Here is a 21,585-nt window from a genome sequence, read left to right as displayed (position 1 = left end):
TCTTCCTATTTAAGATAGTTAAATGGATTCTGTTTAAAATGATAGCGTCTTTGCGGAAGAGGTAGTGGGTCCTGCAAACGTAATTCCCATGCCAGCAACCGGGTCAGAAGTTCCGTTTGAATTTCGCTATATTTCTTCTCACCAAACAGATTATGAACTTCCGAAGGGTCTTTCTTCAAGTTATAAAGTTCACCGTTTCCATAATGATTCATTACCAGTTTCCAGTCATCCTTTCTTATCATGCGTGAAGTGCCACTTTGTGTCCAGGTGTTCAGTTCGTCAAAGTGGGCTATTTTGCCGGGAGTCAATGCTCCTTCCTGTTCGAAAGTCAGGGAAGCGTCCAGTCCGACGTCAGCTCCACCGAAGCCTTGTTGAACCACCATGCTGGAGAATTCTTCTTTGGGATAAGCCTTCCCGGTCAACATCGGCCACAAGCTACGTCCCTGAACGCCTGCCGGTATTTCGGCACCGATGGCAGAGCAGAATGTAGGGAAAAGGTCGGCTATCGACACGTGGCCATCCATAGGTGCAGGCTGATTCTTGATCTGATAGCCCGCCCATACCATCGGAATACGTGCCAGGCTTTCGGAAAGTCCGGCTCCTTTACGGATTAATCCGTATTCTCCCCAATAATCACCGTGGTCGGAGAGTACAACAAAGATGGTATTTTCATATTGTCCGCTGGCTTTCAATGATTCGATCAATCTTTTGATCTGATCGTCTATCAACCGGATCATTCCGATATAGTTGGCACGGATTCGGGGCAGGTCCTGTTCCAGGTTGGGGCAGGATGCATCTTCCAGTTCTGCCAGAATACGGTATTTCTCTCCTTTCTTTGCCAAGTCCTTGCGTGATGTCTTCAATACGGGAAGTTTGTCGGGCGAGAACATGGAGTAATAGGGTTCGCATACCTGATAAGGGTTGTGGGGTTCCGGAAAGGATACCCATACGAAGAAAGGATTTTCTTTCTGTTTCTCAATCCATGCCAGTGCTTCGTTCACGATTTTGGTGGGATGCTGCTCTTCCAGGAAGATTGGAGAGGGTTCCAGCCATTGGCCTCTGGCTTGCTGATTCAGGAAACGGGCAGTTTCTTTCTCGGCGGGAGTCGCCTTTTTGTTCTTTCCCCAGTGTCCGTATTCAGACCAAAAGTCCAAGTCGGCAGGTTTCAGGTAAGCATGATTCTTGCCCACCAATGCTGTCTGATATCCGTTTTCTTTCAATACTCCTACCAAATCCTGTTGATAGAAGATGTCGGGAATATTGTGGTTCGTACGTACGTGAGTGGCAGAAGGGAAACGTCCGGTGAACATGGAACAACGAGCCGGAGAACTGGCCGGCATCACAGTATATGCCTTGTTGAACCATACATTCTCCTGTGCCAGTTGGTCTACATAAGGAGTCACTTCCAAAGGAAAACCCTCCCTGCCGCACAAGTCGGCACGTTGCTGGTCGGTCATAATGACCACAATATTCGGTTTGCCGGTTTGTGCCGCGGCTGACATAGCCAACCCCTGTATGGCAAGTCCTGTAATACAAAAGAGTGTATTTTTCATTTTTGCTTCTTTTAATTTCCTATTTATGTAAACCTCATATTCTTTTGTTTAAATCTCTTATATCCGCTTATTGAATCTTATGGTTCTCCTATTTAAAACGGTACACAGTCATAGAAGCGGCCTCCAGTTCGAGCGGTTTGTTCAGGTCCAGTCCGACTTCGGTCTCCACCGGTTCGACTTCATTCGGAGTAGCCGGTGTGTTTTCTTTTCCCGGAACCAGTACCAGGCTTGTCTTATGAGCCTTGACCGGACGTTTGAAACCGGAGACTTCCGGCTGCAAGGTGACTTTCTTATCCTGCAGGTTTATCAGTTTCAGGATATATTGCTTACTGCCCGTATCATATCCCATTGTTACAAAGATATTCTGCATACCTTCCATATCTTTAATCGCTGCATCCAGGCACACATCAAACGTGTGATCCCTGAACATCTTCGCCAGATAGAAGAAAGAAGTCTTTACGCTACTGTCCACTCCGTTAATCAACATCGGCAGGAAAATACGGTGTTCCAGGAAATCCCAATGCCTCATCACCGGACGTTCGGCAAACAGAGGATTCAAATCGCCGTTACGCTCTATTGACATACGGATTGCCCCGGTAGCCAGCAAATTATAAGGATATTTTCCGCTGATTCCCAATTCGCCGATAAATAAATCGGCAACACCCCGTTTGTAATTATCAAAGCGATAATGCTGTTCGCAAGCCCATTCAATCGAGTTATAATAATGTTCATCGAACACTTTGACATTCTTCGGGTTGACAAAATTGGGAATATCTTTCCGTTTGTCGTCATTCTCCCTCCCCACTACCCGGATAACGCTATTAGCGATATAAATCAAATCGGGATATTTAGTGGACAATGCCTGATAGATCTTTTCATAACGTTCCCAATATACAGGTCCGAAATCTTCATTTCCAATCTCGATATATTTTAATGGGAAAGGGGCGGGATGACCGTTCTTTGCACGTTCGGCTCCCCACTTCGTAGTCGTATCGCCAATAGCATACTCTATGGCATCCAACGCATCCTGAATATACGCATCCAAATCGACGTCAATATGCCTGAAGTTCCATTGCGGACTTTGCTTTACCCAACCGCTGCAAATCATGCCCGTAGGCATGACATACATCGCATCAGCCCCCACATATTCGCACAATTCATAAAACTCATGATAACCGATTCCGTCCGTACGGTAATAAGGCGCCCATTTACTCCACTGTCCCGGACGGTTTTCGATCGGTCCGAGCGTCTTCTTCCAGTGGTACATCGTTTCTTCATTGACTCCGTGTACGATGCATCCGCCCGGAAAACGAATGAAACTGGGAGCAAACTCTTTCAGATTTTGAACAATATCTTTACGGAATACGGATTTCCCCTCATTCCAGGTATCAGAGGGAAACAGGGAAACGACATCTATCTGAAATTGTCCTTTCGACATAGGCTGAATAGCAAGCATTCCGCGCTGGACGTTCTTTTCCGGTTTCAGTTCGCCCGTATATTTTGTCCAGTCCCGATTCTCTATATTCACTTCGATCACATTGCTCACCCGCTGTCCCAGTTCGTCAACTAGAAATACACGCAACGGGGCGGAATAATTCCTGCTTTTCAGAAACAAGGAAAGGCGATAAGACGTATCTGTTTTCAGATTCATTCCATAATATCCACGGTTGAGAATCAGAGCATCCGGGTGATTCGCAATATCTTCCGTAACATTCACCAGCATCGAATACTTATTTTCCTTGCTCATCGGATTTTCCTCCGTGCGACTGATAAATACAGGAGTATAAGATAGCGGATAAGTCGCCCATCCAATCAGCGGATCGGCCTGAAATACTTTCTTCTCTTTAACACGGGGAGCCGGAACATTTTCATACAGCCCGTTCTTTACTGATAATCCGGCAGGCGGTGTAGCTTCTTCAAACGAGCGGTTACGGATCAGTTCAGCGTGTAGAGCACCCTCGCCCATCATTCCTATTTCCTCATAATGGAAACCGTACTTTACGGGAGCCACTTTACGGGTTTTCGATTTATTGATATACAATGTTCCATCGGATAAAGACGGAAAAGAACTATTCGCATATACCAGAGGTAATGTGAAAAACAGACCGATACCCAACGTAAGGGATTTTAATGTCGGATGATTCATAGCATTGTGTTTTTAGAGTTTCACATTGCAAATGTGGTCTTTTCTATCCAAGAAAAACAGAAAAATAATGCTTAATACCTGCAATCATGTATAAAAATCAGCTGCCGGACAGCAAACTGAACATGAGTGCTGTCCGTTTGAACAATTCTACGACTGTTCCAAACAAAAAAAGACGTATCTTTGGTCATGAAATTAAATCCGTAAAGCCATGAGAACCACTGCCCTTAAAATCGTCCTCTCCTTTAGTCTCGTGCTCTTAAACGCCAGCCTGTCGACAGGACAGATACAATATAATAATATACGCTTCAAACAACTAAGCATAGCCGAAGGACTCCCGCATAATACTATCAATGCGATTACCCAAGACAATCACGGATTCATCTGGTTCGGCACACGCAACGGCTTGTGCCGCTTCGACGGTTATAATATTAACCTGTTTGCACACAATGAGGCCGACAGCACCTCGCTCTGCCACGACTTTATCACCCGTCTGTATAACGATTCACTCCGCAACGTTCTATGGATCTCCACCGATCAGGGTATCTGCAGCTACGACTACCGGACGGAAGATTTTACCCGTTACCGGATTAAAGGAAATACCAAAGATGATGTTTGTTTCCTGAACACCAGTGACGGGATGCTCTTGGCGGCCTGTAGTAACGGACTCTACCACTACAATGAACAGGACAGCCTGTTCGTTCCTTTCCTTCTCAATGAAGAGAAACCGCATGTGAGATATTTTGCAGAAGACGGAGATAAAACCCTATGGATTGACACCAACAAAGGACTGATGCGATACAGTCTGGAGAAGAAACAGTTCGTTTCGCTCCCTACCCTAATCCAGCCTTTTGCACAGCAATGTAACAATGCCGTGTTGATCTCGTCCAACCAGCTTTTATTCAATACCAATAATGATTTCTTCGTTTACCATATACAAAGCAATACTCTGTGCAATCTCTCCAAAGATCTGGAAGTAAAAGATTTCCGGTGTGCGTCAACCGACCATACCGGGAATATATGGGTAGGAACGGAGTATGGCATCTTCGTGTTCAACAAACTCTACCAACTGATTGCACACTACGAACAATCCGAACGGGATTTAAGTGCCCTGAACGATTCGCCCATTTACAGTCTTTATCAGGATAAGGCCCACAACATGTGGGTGGGAACCTATTTCGGAGGGGTCAACTATTATATATTCGGCTCCGACCAGTTCCGGATATATCCATACGGAGGCAGTTTCAATCATTTGAGCGGAAAAGCAGTCCGCCAGATTATCAATGCGCCGGACAACGGATTGTACATCGCTACGGAGGATGGCGGATTGAATTACCTGAACAGTAAAAAAGAGATTACCCGCGCCGAACGGCTTCACAAACAGATGCAAATCTACGCCAAGAACATACACTCTCTATGGCTCGACAAAGATAACAGCCTATGGCTCGGACTGTTCCTGAAAGGAGCTCTTCACTATATACCGCATCTGAACCGTACGGTGGACTATAATCTATTGTCGGAAGAGGTTTCGTCCGGCTTCTGCATCATCGAAGACAAGAACGACCACGTTTGGTACGGAGGCCCTTCTGGCTTATTCCTGATCGACAAGAAAAAAGCCAATGCCCGTCCGGAAAAGATTTCACCGCTCCGTATTTTCAACCTGGTACAATTCAATGACAGCATACTTTGGGCAGGAACCCGGAAAGGCAGTATGTTCCAGATAAATACCCGTACGCTGAAAGTTACCTCACTCCCTATCTTGCCGCACACCGATCTCTATGTAACCTATATCTACCCTGATTCACACCAACGGATATGGATAGGGACAGACAACAACGGGCTTTATGTATCAGACCGCAACGGAAGCATCATCGCTTCTTACAGCAAAGAGCAGCTGGGCTCGAATGCCATTAAAGGCATCATAGAAGATGAAATGAACAACATCTGGGTAGGAACCGGAAGCGGGCTCTGCTGCATCAATCCACAGACGGAAAATATCGACCGTTATACCACAGCCGACGGACTGCCGATTAACCAGTTCAACTACTCCTCCGCCTGTAAGAAGCCCGACGGAGAGCTGTATTTCGGAACCATCAACGGCATGATTTCTTTTTATCCGGAACAGGTACGCTCCGTCAATCCTCATTTCAACATTGCCCTGACTGCTATATGGAGCAACAGCGAATATATGTCGCCCAACAACGAGAAAGCGTCCATTCCTTCCTCCATCTCCGAACTGACAGAGATTACCCTGACACACGACCAGGCCCAATCCCTGCGTCTCGAATATTCCGGACTGAATTATCAATATACCTACAACACTCAATATGCCATGAAAATGGAAGGTATCGACAAGGACTGGCAGTTTGTGGGCAACCAGCATCAGGTACGCTTTTCAAACCTGCCTTCAGGAAGGTATATTTTAAAGATCAAAGCCAGCAAAGACGGTATTCACTGGGACGAAACGGGACAAAAGGACCTTGCCATCAGAATCCTCCCACCCTGGTGGCTATCACCGGGAGCGTATTTTGTATATGCATTGCTCTCCTTATTAATCATCTACGCCGCCTACCGATATACCAAAACGCGTATTATCCTGCTCATGCGACTGAAAACGGAACATGAACAGCGTGTCAACATGGAGAACATGAATCAACAGAAAATAAATTTCTTCACATACATCTCCCATGATCTGAAAACACCATTAACCCTGATTTTATCACCTCTACAACGATTGATCCAGCAGCCGCAGATTAGTAACAACGACAAGGAGAAACTGGAAGTTATCTACCGCAACGCCAACCGGATGAATTATCTGATTAACGAACTATTGACATTCAGTAAAATCGAAATGAAACAGATGCATATCAGCGTCCGTAAAGGAGATATCATGCACTTTCTGGAGGAACTCTCCCATATCTTCGACATCGTAGCCGGAGAACGGGAAATCGACTTTATCGTCAGTCTGGAAGATACCAAAGAGGAAGTCTGGTTCTCGCCTTCCAAACTGGAACGGATTCTTTATAATTTGCTCTCGAACGCATTTAAATACACACAACCCGGCGGATACGTCAGATTGAGCGCCAAACTGATTAAAGAGGAGAAAGAAACCATGGTTCAAATCTCCGTCAAGGACAGCGGCAGAGGAATTCCCAAAGACGTTCAGGAACAAATATTCGAGAGCTACTACCAGGTCGAAAAACGCGACCACCGCGAGGGATTCGGCTTGGGACTTTCGCTCACCCGTTCGCTCATCCACATGCATAAAGGAGAAATACGGGTAGAGAGCGAGGTCAACAAAGGTTCGGACTTTATCGTCACCCTGAACGTATCGGAGGATGCCTACGCACCCGACGAACGCTCTTCCGAAAACATCACGACAGAAGAAATACAAAAATACAACCAGCGAATCAAAGAGACAATCGAACTCATCCCCGAAAAGCTGACCAACAAAGAGAAAGACTCCGGCAGAGAATCTATCATGATTGTGGAGGATAATAAAGAGATGAATGATTACCTCGCCAGTATATTCGGTGAGAAATATGACATCATACGTGCCTACAACGGAGCGGAAGCCTGCAAGAAGATAGCCAGACAACTGCCGAATCTGATTATATCGGACTTAATGATGCCGGTGATGGACGGACTGGAATTCACGGAACGCGTCAAGCAAGATGTAACGACCAGCCATATCCCCGTTATCCTCCTGACTGCCAAAACAGATGAGAACGACCATACAGAAGGCTATCTGCGGGGAGCGGACGCCTATATCACCAAACCTTTCAACGCCAAGAACCTGGAGTTGCTGGTACAGAATATCCAAAAGAGCCGGAAACAGAATATCGAGCACTTCAAACAGGCGGAAGAACTGAACATCAAGCAAATCACCAACAATCCACGGGATGAGGTATTTATGAAAGAACTGGTAGAACTGATTATGGCGAACCTCACCAAGGAAGATTTTGGAGTAACTGAAATCACAGCCCATCTCCGCATCAGCCGTAGTCTGCTGCACATGAAACTGAAATCACTCACGGGATGCTCCATCACACAGTTTATACGGACCATCAAGATGAAGGAAGCCAAAACCCATTTACTGAATGGCATGAATGTTTCCGAAGCCTCATTCGCTGTCGGTATATCAGACCCGAATTACTTTACAAAATGTTTCAAAAAGGAATTTAATATCACTCCGACAGAGTTTCTCAAGCAATTGAAGTAATTCGCCGGAACTGGCACTTGTAAATCTCCTTATACTCTACAAAGTTTGAAAAAGAATACGTAACTTTGTAGTAATTATGAGTGAAAGTCAGAATATTGAATATAAGGAATCGTGGAGAGACGAATATCTAAAGTGGATTTGTGGTTTTGCAAATGCACAAGGTGGACGTATCTATATCGGTATAGACGATAACCAACAAGTGGTTGGTGTAGCAGACACCAAACGACTGATGGAAGACATTCCTAATAAGATTGTTAACTATCTGGGCATTGTAGCTGATGTAAATCTTTTGCATAAAGAGGATAAAGACTACATCGAGATTGCCGTGCAACCGTGTAATTTGCCTATCGCTTATCACGGTATATATCATTATCGTAGCGGTTCTACCAAACAGGAGTTGAAAGGTGCAGCCTTGCAACAGTTTTTGCTTCGCAAAATGGGGCATTCGTGGGATGATATTGAAAACGAAAGAGCTACATTGGATGACATCGACCGCCAAGTTATTGATTTCTTTTTGCGTAAAGCCGTCGATGCCGGACGTATGCCTGTAGATTCATTGAATGAAACTACGGAAAAAGTACTCTCTAATCTGAATCTTATCGGTGGGGAAGGTAAGTTGCGCAATGCTGCTTTACTTCTATTCGGCAAAAATCCTGCAAAGTTTTTCACCAGTGTGCAATTTCGTATTGGGAGGTTTGGTCGTGATGAAGCCGACCTGATGTTTCAAGATGTAGTAGATGGAAATATCATTCAGATGACCGATCGCGTGATAGAAGTATTGAAATCCAAGTATCTCATTTCACCTGTCCATTATGAAGGATTGCAGCGTATTGAACCTTTAGAAATTCCAGAAGATGCATTGCGGGAGAGTTTATTCAATAGTATTGTGCATAAGTTGTACACGGGAGTACATATACAAATGAAAGTGTATAATGACCGCATCCGTCTTTGGAATCCGGGGACACTTCCCGAAGGTATGACTATCGAACAATTATTAGGTGACCACGCTTCACAACCCCGGAATCGCCTTATCGCCGAAACTTTTTACCGTGCTGGATTTATTGAATCATGGGGACGAGGTATTCATAAAATTTATGAGGGTATGACGAAAGCAGGGCTCCGCAAACCGGAGTTTATAAATGAAGCCGGTGGCGTTACACTTATCATATATAGACCCAACATAATTAAGAACGATGACCCTTTAAATGACCCTTTAAATGACCCTTTAAATGACCCTTTAAAACTATCATCATTAGAAAAAGATATATTAAAATTGATAGTAAAAGATAATCAGTCAACATATGATAATCTAGCCATATCTTTATCTGTTTCCAGTGCTACGATCAAGAGAGCATTTCGCAACTTAAAAGTGAATGGCTGCATTATTCGAAAAGGCTCGAAAAAGATAGGTTATTGGATGATAACAGAAAAAGGAAAATCTATTCTAAAGTAGATCGTAAGCTAATTTAAGCGATATAAACCTAACAGAATGTCTAAAAACATCACCGGTAATCAGCCTGCAACATCGTTGATTCAGCTAATTACCGGCGACAGATAGACACCTATAATCGACTAATACCTATTCTACCATTCCTGGAAGCGTAAATCAGCTTCCGGATTCTGACGACGAATCAGTTCCTCGTCAACCTGATAAGTGACGCCACCTTTCGTGTACTTATAAGAAAGCGTAAACTTTGGCTGCTTTCCTACAAATTCCAACGATTCGGCTGCAGGATCTAATGAGGCGGACGCATCTATGATAGCAACACTTCCTCCGGCTTCGATAGTAACGCTTCCGTCCGGATTGACTGTCAGATTTACCGACTCATTATTTTCCAATGTGTTTCCAAAACCCGGTCTGCGTACTTTGTTTCTACCTAACGAAACAAAGTCGCGGGTCATATTCTGACTCAAATCCTTGTTACTGTATTCAGTAACCTGCTGGGTAGACAAATTGGTAACCTTTCCTTTCACAAAGTAGGTGCCGTGATACTGGCTGACAAATTTGACAACTACAATACTGTAATCCTTCAAATTACCATTCACATCAGTACTAATTTCATCCTGATTATGATCGACCAACCGGAAAGGGATTGCATAGTGCTTGTTCAAAGCAGCATTGTCTTCATAGAAAGCATCGGAGAAAGTCACTTTCACATCTGCTATTGCCAGATTCGGATTGCTAATTGTCATTTTGTTCGGATTAGCCAACTGATAATAGTTTTCCGGCATTAGTGTCAAGCCCGTACCATCCAATAAAGACGGATCGATCTCGAATGTAGCCCAATCATCGGTATGCACTTCTCTTTTGCCGCCAATGGCCACTCCTACCTTTATCGACATATCTGTGTCGGCTACCAGTGTCCGCAAAGGTTTTTGCGAAGCAAAGTACACAGAACTCTTATCGTAGTCCTTTTCATAATCGTCATAACAAGCAGTCATCAGAACGCTTATCAGCCCTATCCATAATATATTTAGTCTTTTCATTGTAAATAAGTATTTATATCAACAGCACGTTATTCCCAACCCTGATTATTCATTAGATTCTTATTCTTTTCCAGCTCTGCATACGGTAATGGCATGAAATAGTTTTTCACTTCATATTTCCGTTGTTCCACTTTCTGTACTTTGAAGCTGAATGTGCCATCTTCATTGCGGGTAACGGCAACACCCTCCACCTCTTCGTTCAACGGTAATACCCAACGACGCATATCAAAATAACGATGATTCTCGAAAGTAAATTCCAAGCGACGTTCGTTCTGAATCAGCTTTCTGAACGAGTCTTTACTTTGAGCCATTTCATCCAGATAAAGATCAAAGTTGATACCCCCGGCTTGCGAACGGATTGTTTTCAATATTTCGTATGCAGAATACAGGCATCCTTCGGCTTTCACCGTCGGGTTGCCCCAAGCCTCATTGGCTGCTTCGGCAAAGTTAAGAAGAACTTCCGATTTCCGTAACAAAGGATTGTAATGAACCGAGTTTAAGGTCTGAATCGGATTCAGCATAGCCGATTTCTTAGAAACGAATTTAGCCAGATAATAACCCGTACGTGTAGCATTCTCACTAAACGAAGGAGAATCTTTTCCACCCTCGGACATATCCAACGGCTGACCGGAATCGCCAAATGTAGCACTATGATAGTAGACATTCAGTGCAAAGCGATTATCCAGTACGGCATAAAGCTGCGTCAGATCGAAATCAGGATCAGACAGATCGACACCGGAACGGACATCGGTTGCCGGATAACCATTCTTCGCATAAAAAGCCTTTACCAGATTATGAGAAGGAGTGGCACGGGCACTTCCGTAGTAGAATGGCGGGAAATGGTAACCTTCCAATAGGTTATTATTAAAATATCTGCGGAAAGCATAATCGGAACTTTCCGTCTGAACATCGGCAATGGAAGAAGCCGTAACAGGAACATAAGTTCCGAAACCTTCCATGCCCAGAATCTTATTGATCTCTTTGGCTACCGCTTCCCATTTTGCCTGGTAAACCGTAGGGTTCAGTATTTCGAATTGTCCCATACCAGTGATCTTCGTCACATCATCATCCTGCATGGCAGGGCTTGCGCTATATAAAAGCGCACGACTTTTCAGAACAGCTGCCGCCGCTTTCGTGGCACGACCGATTTGTGTATTACCAAACTCCAGATCATCTCCCTGATACACGTTCGGCAATAACTCGATGGCATTATTCAAATCGTTGACAATAAAATCGACTGTTGCCTGATAAGTAGGACGAAGAAATTCACCGTTCTGCGCGGCCTCATCCTGCGAAATAAAATGATCTGCCAACGGAATACCCAACGCTTTTCCATTCTTCGCCTTTCCGCCGTACATCTTCAATAGCTCAAAATGCCACCATGCACGCAGGAAATACGATTCACCTTCCAGACGCAGCTTGATTTGCTTGTCCACTTCCGGGTCGGTGCGGTTGTACTGCACCTGGTCGGTCAAGCCGTTTTCGAGGAAAGAGTTTACATAGTTCAGCATGTTGTACGCATTGCTCCAGTTTCCGATCGGGTTGTTAAACGCTGTCATCCCACCCATATTTAATTTATAGACAGAAGAGCTGCGCAGATTAGTCACTGCATTATCGGTAGCACAATCCAGAAAGTTATCTTCAAAACAATCCGGGCGGTTGGCTATGCCATTATAAGCTTTATATAGTACGCCTTGAGCAAGTTCCGGCACTCTCCAGGTATCAGAGTCTCCGATCTGCCACGTCACCTTTGTATCCAATGTGTCGTCACAAGCACAAAAGAGAAACAGACCTGCTAAAACGCAACTTCCTAATATATGTTTCATATTGCCATCTATTAATTGTTCAAAATTAAAATACAAAAGAGACTCCGCCTGTAAAAGTACGCGTCACCGGATAGTTTGTAACACCGGCATTCAGCAATTCAGGATCCAAATCTTTCACGGAAGAAAGAACAAACAAGTTTGCACCACGAGCGAAAACCTTCATCTTCTTCACTACCGAACTTGGGGAGAACTGATTGAACGTGTAGCTCAATTCAACATTCTTCATACGGAAGAAGCTTGTATTCTTCAACCAGAAAGAAGAATTGCGGAAATTGTTCTCACCGGCAGTGGTTGTCAGGCGCGGATAACTTCCGGTCGGATTATTTGCTGGATGATAACGATCTAATGCCAGTTTAGAGTATTTACCTTCTCCATTGTTCCAATAATAAGCATTTGTTGCCCAAGTGTGAACGCCCAGTTCGGAATATCCCTGAAGATACAATCCCCAGCCTTTGTAACTTACATTGAAATCGATGCCCAATGTAGTACGTGGGAATGAGTTTCCGAGTTCCTTTACGTCACGACCGTCAATGATCTTATCGCCGTTCAGGTCTTTGTAGGCGATGTCGCCTTCCTGATAATCGGCAAACGTCTGGGGGGCATGTCCGTTGATGGCTACATCTTTGCCAAATAATCCTTCGGCAACCAGTCCCATCATAGCATCGGTAGAACGCCCCACTGTATAACGGTATTCTTCACCATGTTTCACTTGGTTCCATTTCAATACTTTATTCTTAGACCATACGAAATTAGCTCCTACCGAATAAGACCAGTCGTTGATACGGTCGCTCCAGGTGAACATTCCTTCTATACCATGATTCAAGACGGAGCCCATGTTATCCTGGTAGGTAAAGTTGCCAGTATAATCCCCGTAAGAGGCATCAACAGAACCAATGATATCCGTATGTTTCTCACGGAAATAGTTTATTTCGGTATATAAGCGGTTGTTCAGGAACAGGCCTTCCACACCGATGTTCCATTCTGCTGCCTTTTCCCATTTCAGGTTCGGATTGCCTGCACGGACAAAAGTGGAATAGTAAGCCGTAGCACCGTTGTTCGTTGTTCCGAACCGGAAGCTGCCGTCTTGCGACCAGGCACGTTCATACAATAAATGTTCCGTGCTTCTGTCATAGCCCAATATACCGGCGCTGGTTTTCAGTTTCAGGAAGTTCACGTATTCATTGTCTTTCAGGAAATCTTCATTGCTTAGAATCCAGGCAAGGCCGCCTGCTGCCGAGAAGAAGTATTTATTTCCCGATTTGAAACGGTTGCTTCCCATCAATGCCATGTCGGCTTCCACAGCATAGCGGCGGTCATACATATAGTTCAAGCGCAATGCGTAGTTTGCATTGATGATGTCCTGGGTCACTCCCTGATTCGTTGTTTTCGAGTACATATAAGTCAGGCGTGCCGATACATCGTGTTTTTGGTTGAATGTATTCTCATAACCGGCAAAAGCATTCCAACCCAATGTCTGTTGCAAGGTAGTCGACTTCCGGCTTTGTGAAGTGGCTACATCTGTTTTCTTCATCTGGGTGTACATAATTTGTTCCTCACCGGCAAAGTCACAATATGTCTTGATGGCATACGTCGGATAGACTTTGCTCAAAGAGAGTTGCAGGTAATCATAGTTGTCGAAAGAAAGGAAAGCACCGGCTTTCAATCCTTTTGTCAGCATATCAAGATCAAATTTCAAACCGATATTGGTCTGGCTGCGTGTATAACGCTCATCCGTATATCCTCCGTACATCGTTTCCGCATATGCATTCATCGGACGAAGCAGACTTGCGCCAAACAAAGGAATTCCGTCCGAGCTGGCTAGTCCGGTTTCTTCCGGTGACATAGTCAGCGGGTATTCATTCGGACGATGCGTAGACAGGGCCGTAAATACCTGACCACAGTCCAATTGCCCCCATTTACGCATTTCCATACGTCCGGCAACGTCTGCGGATATAGTCAGGAAATCCGTTACATTGAAGTCGAGGTTTCCGCGAAGAGTCAGGCGGTGCAATTGCGGAGTATAGGTGACGTCTTCAAATCCGCTACCTCCTACATATCCGGCAATCAGGGCATAACGCACTCTGTCGGTACCACCCGTCATATCGAACGATACTTTCCGATAATTGGCATTTTTGTTCAACAACTGATCGTACAGATCGACGTTCGGATACAATAGGTCATTGACTCCTTTGGAGTTTTTATATCCTTCCAGTTGTTTCTGATTATAGTAAGGAGTCAGTCCGTCGTTTGCACGCGCTTCATTATACAGATTAGCATACTGATAAGAATTCAGGAAATCAGGAGTACGCGTCATCTGTACCACACCTGCTTCGGCGGTTGCGTTATAAATGCGGCGGTTGGCCTTTCCTCTGCGGGTAGTCACCCAAAGTACGCCATTCGCAGCACGTGCCCCATAAAGAATCTTGGCAGTGGCATCTTTCAGCAACTCGATACGTTCGATTTCTTCAGGAATCAAATCCGCTGCCGGACGTTCCACACCATCGATGATAACAATAGCTGTATTCTCCGACATGCCATGCTGGCCACGGATAAATAAATCAGGAGTATTATTACCCAATCCGCTGACTGTGGAGCGAACTTGCAGACCTAACATTTTACCTTGCAGCATATTAGTCAGCGTCAAATCAGGGAAGGTTCCAAACTGTCCGTTCTCCAGTACGCTCGTTGCGCCTACTTCATTCCCTTTATATGTCTTGCCACCATCGGCTCTATTCACCAGCGATTCTTCGGTCAGGAACAGAGGCTCTTTCTTCAGGACAATCTTTTCAGGAACGATATTGCTGCCTGTCAGCTTATACACTTTATCTTCATATCCCAAAGCCTCCACCATGACGGTTGCGTCATTCTCGACCTTCGTCTGAAAACGTCCCTTTGCATCTGTATATAGAACGACTGCGCCTTCTCCACAAATGATAGAAACATTCTTCAACGGGCTACCTTTCTCGTCGGTAACAATAGAAACTACTTCCACCAAAGGCTTCTTCGCCGACTTTCTCTTTGATTTATTTTGTGCGAAAGTCAGGCTAGAGCCAACGATAAGGACAAATATGAGCCCTATCAGTCTTATATATCTAATCTTGTTTCTCATATACTTTTCTTTATTTTAGGTATCACCATCCGGGGTTCTGTTGAAGATTATCCAAAGCCGCCACTTCATCCATCGGTAGCGGATACCAATAATTACGCTTGTTAAACGTCCGCACGGCTGTCCTCACCGGAACATACTCGTAAGTAAAGTCGGTCAACTTATAAGTGCAGGCTTTTTCCACTTTCAACTGGTCGGCCGTATAAGAATGATTGATCGGGGTTGCTTTGACACCCATGATCGGATATTCACCCTTAAACAGGTCTTCAGCAATCATCCAACGGCGGATATCATACCAGCGGTGTCCTTCGAACATCAATTCCACACCACGTTCCCGCCGATAAGCTTCTCTAAAGTCAACTCCATCCGGTAGTTCGCCAATTCCGGCTCTTACACGGATTTTATTCAAAGCCTGACGGGCCGACATCGTACAACCCGTAACGACTGCATCCGGATCACCTGTCGCTTCGTATGAAGCCTCTGCCATATCCAGATAAACTTGCGAAACACGAATGTACACAGCCACCAGACGATATAATTGGAAACCAGCTTCGCCAAACAAAGGCACACTTGCTTCCGGCCAGATGAACTTCTTACACATATATCCGGTCTGTTGAGAGCCTCTCGTAAACTGATTGGTAGAAATGAAGTTCTCGGAGTAACCGCCCGAATAAGTAGTCAGATAATAGGGAACACCCTGTAAATTCTTCCCCCATTGCTCACCGGGCACGAGGATATTATTCGTGAAGCGAGGGTCTCTATCCGAGTAAGGATTGGTAGTCTTTACCGCATCATAACCGGAACGCGGATCAGTGATCGGATAGTAGTTGCCGTCGGCTCCCTTACGTTCGTACATATCTACCGCATTTTGTGTCGGAGCATTATAAGGAGTACCTTCGGCACCGGTTTTATTATCGTATGGTTGTGTCAGCCACTGCGCTCTGACGAAAGCAGACCAGTTGCCATGATGCCAACGCAGGAACCATAAGTATTCCGGCTGTGCGTACTGATTGGAATTAGGCATTAACTGAATACTACGATATTCATCGTGATTCATCAAGCGGTAATATTCGTGACTTTCGATAGCATTAATCGCCTTTTGCGCACTACGGGCAGCTTCGGCAGCCATGTCTTTTCCATATCCTTTGTTTTCAATAGAATTCAGGTCATTCTGCATCAAAGGGCTGGCAGCATACAGCTGTGTCATCGCTTTTAATGCCATGGCGCTTACTCTGTCAGGCCGTCCATGTTCCTCGTCAGGCCAGCTTATAGGTAAATATTCAATGGCTTTATCCAAGTCAGTCTGCATCCAAGCATTGGATTCCTGATAAGTTTTACGAGGAAAGTCAAAGTCGTCCGATGCTCCCCAAAGCTGGTCAAAGATGGGCATTCCGCCATATCGTTTGATAATCTCAAAATAGAAGTAGGCACGCAGGAAATGAGCCTGTCCCAACAGTTTTCTCCTTTGGTCGTCTGTGATGGATTTCACTTGATCTACTCCACTAATTACACGGTTCACGATACGAAGTCCGGTATAAGCACGAGAAATAGCACTTTTGAAATTCGCTCCATCACTTTTACTTCCGATTTCGAAACGTGTACTAGCATTCTCCAGCCAGTTACCTGCATTGACAAACTTCGACGGATCATTATCGCGGACAGATGCATATTCGTCCGATAAATTACCTACCGTTACGTATGTATTCGAATAAGAGTTGATACCATGTGTAAAGATTAATATATCACCATTTTGAAAGATGCGATCCATGAACCCTAACAAACTGCTATAATCTTTATAAACATCATCTTCGGAAAGTCCGTCATCGGGAGAGCGGTCCAGATAGTCCTCACAACTTCCTACAAACAGACCCAACAGAATGATCCATATCCAATTCAACTTATGTTTTCTCATATCAGTAAATTTAAAGTGTCTCATAATCCTAATCTAAAACCAATGTTATAACGTCTCACCATCGGATAAACATTCTGTCCCGAATGTTCGGGGTCACGGCGGGAATCACCTTTCGAGAACGTCAACAGATTGCTGCCATTAACATATACTTGCAATTTTGTCAGACGTAAAGGCTGCAACCAACGTTTCGGAATCTGATAATTCACTTCCAGATTCTTCAAACGAAGATAAGCATGGTTGGTATATGTGTATGTACTGGCTACCGAATTATAACTTCTCTGAACATGAATACTGGGGCGAACCGGACCGCTTTGAATCGGAGCATCGGCTGTCCATGTATTCAATGTATTCGGTTGAGCCTTGATATTACCTTCCGGGAAATCCCATAAGTAAGATGGTATTGCTTCTTTATAAACATCCATAGCACTGTACCACAACATATTGAATCCGATTCCTTTGTAAGAACCTCCCAATGTAAATCCGAGGGTAGTGGTCGGATAGTTCAGGTTTTTCATCGGAACCATATCCTTAGCATCAATCATACCGTCTCCATTATAATCGATGTAGTACAAGTCTCCCGGAATCAATGTGTTGTGTGCACCATTGGCAATAGTGGACTGTGCCGAGTTATAAATATCGTCCAACGACTGGAAGTTTCCCGTTGCCAGATATTTATTCACGTATCCGATTGATTTTCCGGCTTGTTTCAGATATTCGCTCTGATTTTTCGGGTCATCAATAAAGACAATACGATTCTCACTGGTTGCAAAATTAAACTTCGCGTAATAATTAAATTTTCCAATACGGTCATTCCAAGTAACATCCAACTCAAGACCATGATTTTTAGTCTTACCCAAGTTTACTTGCGGGAAAGCAATACCACTATCGGCCCATGACGGAATCGTGTTACGCGTCATCAGAATGTTATTACGCTTTTCATCGAACAAGTCCACAGTAAAGTTCAGTTTACCCCACAAACCTATTTCAATACCGATATTCTGTTTAACAGACTCTTCCCAAGTAGCATCAGGGTCGGCCAGCTTTCCTTCTTTGTACAGAGGTCCCCAGTTACTGGTTTGATATTTACCAAACTCTGCATTGGCAGATAATTGCTCAAACTTCTGAATATAATTGAAACGTGTGGCACCTTTATCATTACCAACTACCCCATACGAATAACGTACTTTCAAATTAGTCAGTACTCCTTTGGTCAGTTTCTTTACCCAAGGCTCTTCACTGATACGCCAACCGATAGAAGCGGACGGGAAGAAACCAAAACGACGTCCTGGAGCAAACTTCTCCGAACCGGTATAGGCACCGTTAAACTCGGCAAGATAACGCTCTTTGAAGTTGTAAGTGACACGACCTACCCAATCTTCTTCGTAAGCCGGGAAGTTCATCACATTCTGATTTGTCGATTCGTTCATCTTACGGTTAAACACAAACAAGGCACTTACATCGTGATCGCCAAACTGGCGGTTGTAATTCAATGCTAATTCGTAATAAAGTTTACGCCCGTAAGCCTTGAAGCCGTCATAAACCCCACCAACAGGTAAATCTCCGGGAGCGTTTTCATCCGGATAACGTTTCTCGGTATAATTATAAGTAATTGTTCCATCAGCATTGTAAATAGGATTAGCGTAATCATACACACGATTCATACGAATATGCGTACGCTGGGCAACCAGATCGTCTTTACCCAAAATCTTACCCGGCATGATCTGGGTGGTCCATGATGAAGAAGTAGTGTAAGACAACGATGCTTTCAATGATAACCCCTTTGTAATGAAGTCCAGCTTTTGATTCAGGATTACATCGTAAAAACCTTGATGCTGTTTAATATTACGACTACCTCCTTCATTCATCAGACAGGCTATATTCTGATCGGAGCTTAACCCGTCTCCCCATATTCCATTACTATATTTAATCGGAAATTCATTACTTGGAGCCGTGAAAAACGTTTTAAAAAAGCGTTCATCCGGAGAATCGACATTCTCATAATAAGACGGTTGGTTCTGATAACCCATCTTACCGGCCACATTGAACGACAGTTTAGTGGTACTTGTTATATTGAAATCGAAATTACTACGCCAGTTATAGCGACGGTAGGAGAAGGAAGGATCGAAATCCTCTTGTTTGGTAGTATTAAAAATATCTCCGTCATGCAAATAACCCAAGGATACGAAATAACTCATTTTCTTCGTACCACCGCGTACATTAAGATTATAAGCCTGTTCATAACCTACATTCTTTACCAGTTCTTTCCACCAGTCCACTTCGGGAAAGACATCGTTATACGGACCGTAATTTCCGGTAGCATACGCATTTTCCCATGCGGCAATGGTAGACTCGGGAACCATTGCTCCCCAGTTACCATCATTAGCCTGTGCTCTGTTATACTGTTTCATAGAGGTCACATAGTCAGACCATTCAGGAGCGGCAGAAGGTTGTTTAAAACCGAAGTTAGCAGTGAATGAGATTTCCGGTTTCTGTTCGAGTCCGCGTTTGGTTGTCAGCAAGATAACGCCGTTCGCACCTTTCACACCGTAAACCGCAGTTGCCGAAGCGTCTTTCAGTACGGAAATAGATTCAATTTCGTTCACATCGACATCATTGAAGTCACGTTCGATACCGTCCACCAATACTAACGGAGCAGCTTCTCCCCAGGTAGACTTACCACGAATCAATAAAGAAGCCTTATCAGCTCCTGGCTTTGAGGTGGAGTTAATGGCAACCACACCCGGCATCTGACCTTGCAAAGCTTCGGAAACGGAGTTCACGCTACCTATCTTTAATAAATCATCTCCTTTTGCAGTAGCAATGGAACCGACACTGGACACCTTTTTCTGTACACCGTATCCAACCACTACCACTTCTTCCAGGGTCTCCGTATCTTCTCCTAAAGAGATTACGCCTAAAGTCGTTTTATTCTTTAAATCCAGTTCCAGAGTTTTATAACCCACATAAGAAATGACAAGTATGTCTCCTTTTGATGCCTTCACAGTAAAATTACCGTCAAAATCAGTAATCGTACCGCTTCCCGTACCTTTCACGCGAACACTGACGCCAATCATCGGTTCACCAGATACTGCATCCTTCACTTGTCCCTTCCAATAGTCTTGTTGTGCCTGCACGTCCAGCGCACAAAACAAAAAGCAACAAAGACATAAGAAAGAAAAATAAAGTCTGTCTCTTTTCATAAACATTATTTTTAACTGTTAACAAATTCTTTATCTCAAGACACAAATTAAGCGGGAAAATCTTCAAATGAAAGGGAAGAATCTCCTTAAAACCCGTACAAATGTGCAAAATAGATTTCTCTACTACATTTCTGAACAAATCATTTCCACATTGGCTTTATGACGTGCTCTTTGTCTACGGTGATATTGTATATGCCATCGTTTCCTTTCTTCAGGATGAGCGGAACAATACGTGTTTTACGAGGAGACACGGTGGAATCCGAACGATGAACGTGGTAAACATAGTAATATTTTCCATCCAGCCCTTTAAATACATCTCCATGTCCTGATCCGTTTTCTCCTACGAGGCTGCGATGAATGATCGGACTGTTCGGGTGCTTCTTCCACGGACCGAAAGGGGAAGAAGCAGTAGCATAGCCTACCGAATAGTCGATATTCATAAAATGATTGGCAGAATAGAAAAGATAATATACCCCGTCCCACTTCATAACAGTCGGTCCTTCCATCACCGGTGCAGACTTATAGTTCGGAGTCTTTTCCCAAGACTCCGTACAGTCCATACATTGTTTCAATGTTTCCGGTTTGATACTTCCTTTCTTTATGTCAAACTCGGCTACCCAAAGGTAATTACCTTTATTAAAGCGGACATGATATAGGTAGTACTTCCCATCATCATCCTTAAATAGGAAAGAGTCTATATTCTTAGCGGAAGCGTCTATCGGCTTGACTTCCTTCTGCCGGAAAGGACCGAACACCGATTTTGAGGAAGCAATTACTGTTTGCTCATTAGCGGTATAAGTGAAATAATAAGTTCTTTTATCCTTAAAGTATTGAGGTGCCCAGAAGCCTTTTTCACCATACGTTTGATCTCCTTTCCGCAGAATCAGTTGTAGAGAAGTGCCATCAGGCACCGTCCAATGCTCCAGATCGGTCGATTCGAGGATAGCAAAGCCCTGTGGTTCCTGATTGCGTGTGCCGGTGAGGTAATACTTGCCGTTTTCCACAAAGATAGTGGGATCGGCATACATAATTTCTTTCCAATCATCAGCATACAATTGGAAGGCAGACATAAATGTCACTCCCAGAACAAGTGTTACTCGTGATAAGATTTTATTGAATGTATTCATCAGTCTGTA

General features: G+C 44.1%; 10 protein-coding genes. 2 read left to right on the top strand and 8 right to left on the bottom strand.

The window, feature by feature from the left end:
- Window positions 1–5: 5 nt before the first annotated feature.
- A complete protein-coding gene (locus tag DWZ47_RS04950) occupies window positions 6–1,553 on the bottom strand; it encodes a sulfatase (RefSeq protein WP_032854511.1) in 1,548 nt (515 codons plus the stop codon).
- A gap of 88 nt (window positions 1,554–1,641) precedes the next feature.
- Complete coding sequence (locus tag DWZ47_RS04945) at window positions 1,642–3,699, bottom strand: alpha-L-arabinofuranosidase C-terminal domain-containing protein (protein WP_032846953.1); 2,058 nt, start codon at window positions 3,697–3,699, stop codon at window positions 1,642–1,644.
- 208 nt (window positions 3,700–3,907) lie between these two features.
- Here DWZ47_RS04945 and DWZ47_RS04940 point away from each other — a divergent pair, with 208 nt between their 5' ends.
- The gene (locus tag DWZ47_RS04940; RefSeq protein ID WP_032846955.1) at window positions 3,908–7,918 is read left to right on the top strand and encodes a two-component regulator propeller domain-containing protein; all 4,011 of its coding nucleotides are present in this window, start codon (window positions 3,908–3,910) and stop codon (window positions 7,916–7,918) included.
- 76 nt (window positions 7,919–7,994) lie between these two features.
- Complete coding sequence (locus tag DWZ47_RS04935) at window positions 7,995–9,371, top strand: ATP-binding protein (protein WP_117512435.1); 1,377 nt, start codon at window positions 7,995–7,997, stop codon at window positions 9,369–9,371.
- A 131-nt stretch (window positions 9,372–9,502) separates the two neighbouring features.
- Here the strand turns inward: DWZ47_RS04935 and DWZ47_RS04930 are convergent, their stop codons facing one another.
- From DWZ47_RS04930 to DWZ47_RS04905, 6 genes are all read right to left on the bottom strand, one after another.
- Window positions 9,503–10,405: a BT_3987 domain-containing protein gene (locus tag DWZ47_RS04930; protein ID WP_117512434.1), complete on the bottom strand. Its 903-nt coding sequence runs from the start codon at window positions 10,403–10,405 to the stop codon at window positions 9,503–9,505.
- A 29-nt stretch (window positions 10,406–10,434) separates the two neighbouring features.
- A complete protein-coding gene (locus DWZ47_RS04925) occupies window positions 10,435–12,231 on the bottom strand; it encodes a RagB/SusD family nutrient uptake outer membrane protein (protein WP_117512433.1) in 1,797 nt (598 codons plus the stop codon).
- A gap of 25 nt (window positions 12,232–12,256) precedes the next feature.
- On the bottom strand, window positions 12,257–15,340 hold the full coding sequence (locus DWZ47_RS04920) for a SusC/RagA family TonB-linked outer membrane protein (RefSeq protein WP_117512432.1): 3,084 nt from the start codon (window positions 15,338–15,340) through the stop codon (window positions 12,257–12,259).
- Between the two features lie 22 nt (window positions 15,341–15,362).
- A complete protein-coding gene (locus tag DWZ47_RS04915; RefSeq protein WP_117512431.1) occupies window positions 15,363–17,249 on the bottom strand; it encodes a RagB/SusD family nutrient uptake outer membrane protein in 1,887 nt (628 codons plus the stop codon).
- Between the two features lie 20 nt (window positions 17,250–17,269).
- Complete coding sequence (locus DWZ47_RS04910) at window positions 17,270–20,449, bottom strand: SusC/RagA family TonB-linked outer membrane protein (RefSeq protein ID WP_117512487.1); 3,180 nt, start codon at window positions 20,447–20,449, stop codon at window positions 17,270–17,272.
- 140 nt (window positions 20,450–20,589) lie between these two features.
- Window positions 20,590–21,576, bottom strand: a complete 987-nt coding sequence (locus tag DWZ47_RS04905) for a glycoside hydrolase family 43 protein (RefSeq protein ID WP_117512430.1) — start codon at window positions 21,574–21,576, stop codon at window positions 20,590–20,592.
- Between the last annotated feature and the right edge of the window lie 9 nt (window positions 21,577–21,585).

This window comes from Bacteroides sp. AF32-8BH (genome assembly GCF_003435205.1).
Taxonomy (GTDB): Bacteria; Bacteroidota; Bacteroidia; order Bacteroidales; family Bacteroidaceae; genus Bacteroides; species Bacteroides ovatus.
This window is presented reverse-complemented; position numbering and strand designations above follow the sequence as displayed.

Bases quoted from the DNA above. Each gene is read 5' to 3' on its own strand.
- DWZ47_RS04940 (WP_032846955.1), top strand. From the start codon at position 3,908: ATGAGAACCACTGCCCTTAAAATCGTCCTCTCCTTTAGTCTCGTGCTC.
- DWZ47_RS04935 (WP_117512435.1), top strand. From the start codon at position 7,995: ATGAGTGAAAGTCAGAATATTGAATATAAGGAATCGTGGAGAGACGAA.
- DWZ47_RS04945 (WP_032846953.1), bottom strand. From the start codon at position 3,699: ATGAATCATCCGACATTAAAATCCCTTACGTTGGGTATCGGTCTGTTT.
- DWZ47_RS04915 (WP_117512431.1), bottom strand. From the start codon at position 17,249: ATGAGAAAACATAAGTTGAATTGGATATGGATCATTCTGTTGGGTCTG.
- DWZ47_RS04925 (WP_117512433.1), bottom strand. From the start codon at position 12,231: ATGAAACATATATTAGGAAGTTGCGTTTTAGCAGGTCTGTTTCTCTTT.
- DWZ47_RS04920 (WP_117512432.1), bottom strand. From the start codon at position 15,340: ATGAGAAACAAGATTAGATATATAAGACTGATAGGGCTCATATTTGTC.
- DWZ47_RS04930 (WP_117512434.1), bottom strand. From the start codon at position 10,405: ATGAAAAGACTAAATATATTATGGATAGGGCTGATAAGCGTTCTGATG.
- DWZ47_RS04910 (WP_117512487.1), bottom strand. From the start codon at position 20,449: ATGAAAAGAGACAGACTTTATTTTTCTTTCTTATGTCTTTGTTGCTTT.
- DWZ47_RS04950 (WP_032854511.1), bottom strand. From the start codon at position 1,553: ATGAAAAATACACTCTTTTGTATTACAGGACTTGCCATACAGGGGTTG.
- DWZ47_RS04905 (WP_117512430.1), bottom strand. From the start codon at position 21,576: ATGAATACATTCAATAAAATCTTATCACGAGTAACACTTGTTCTGGGA.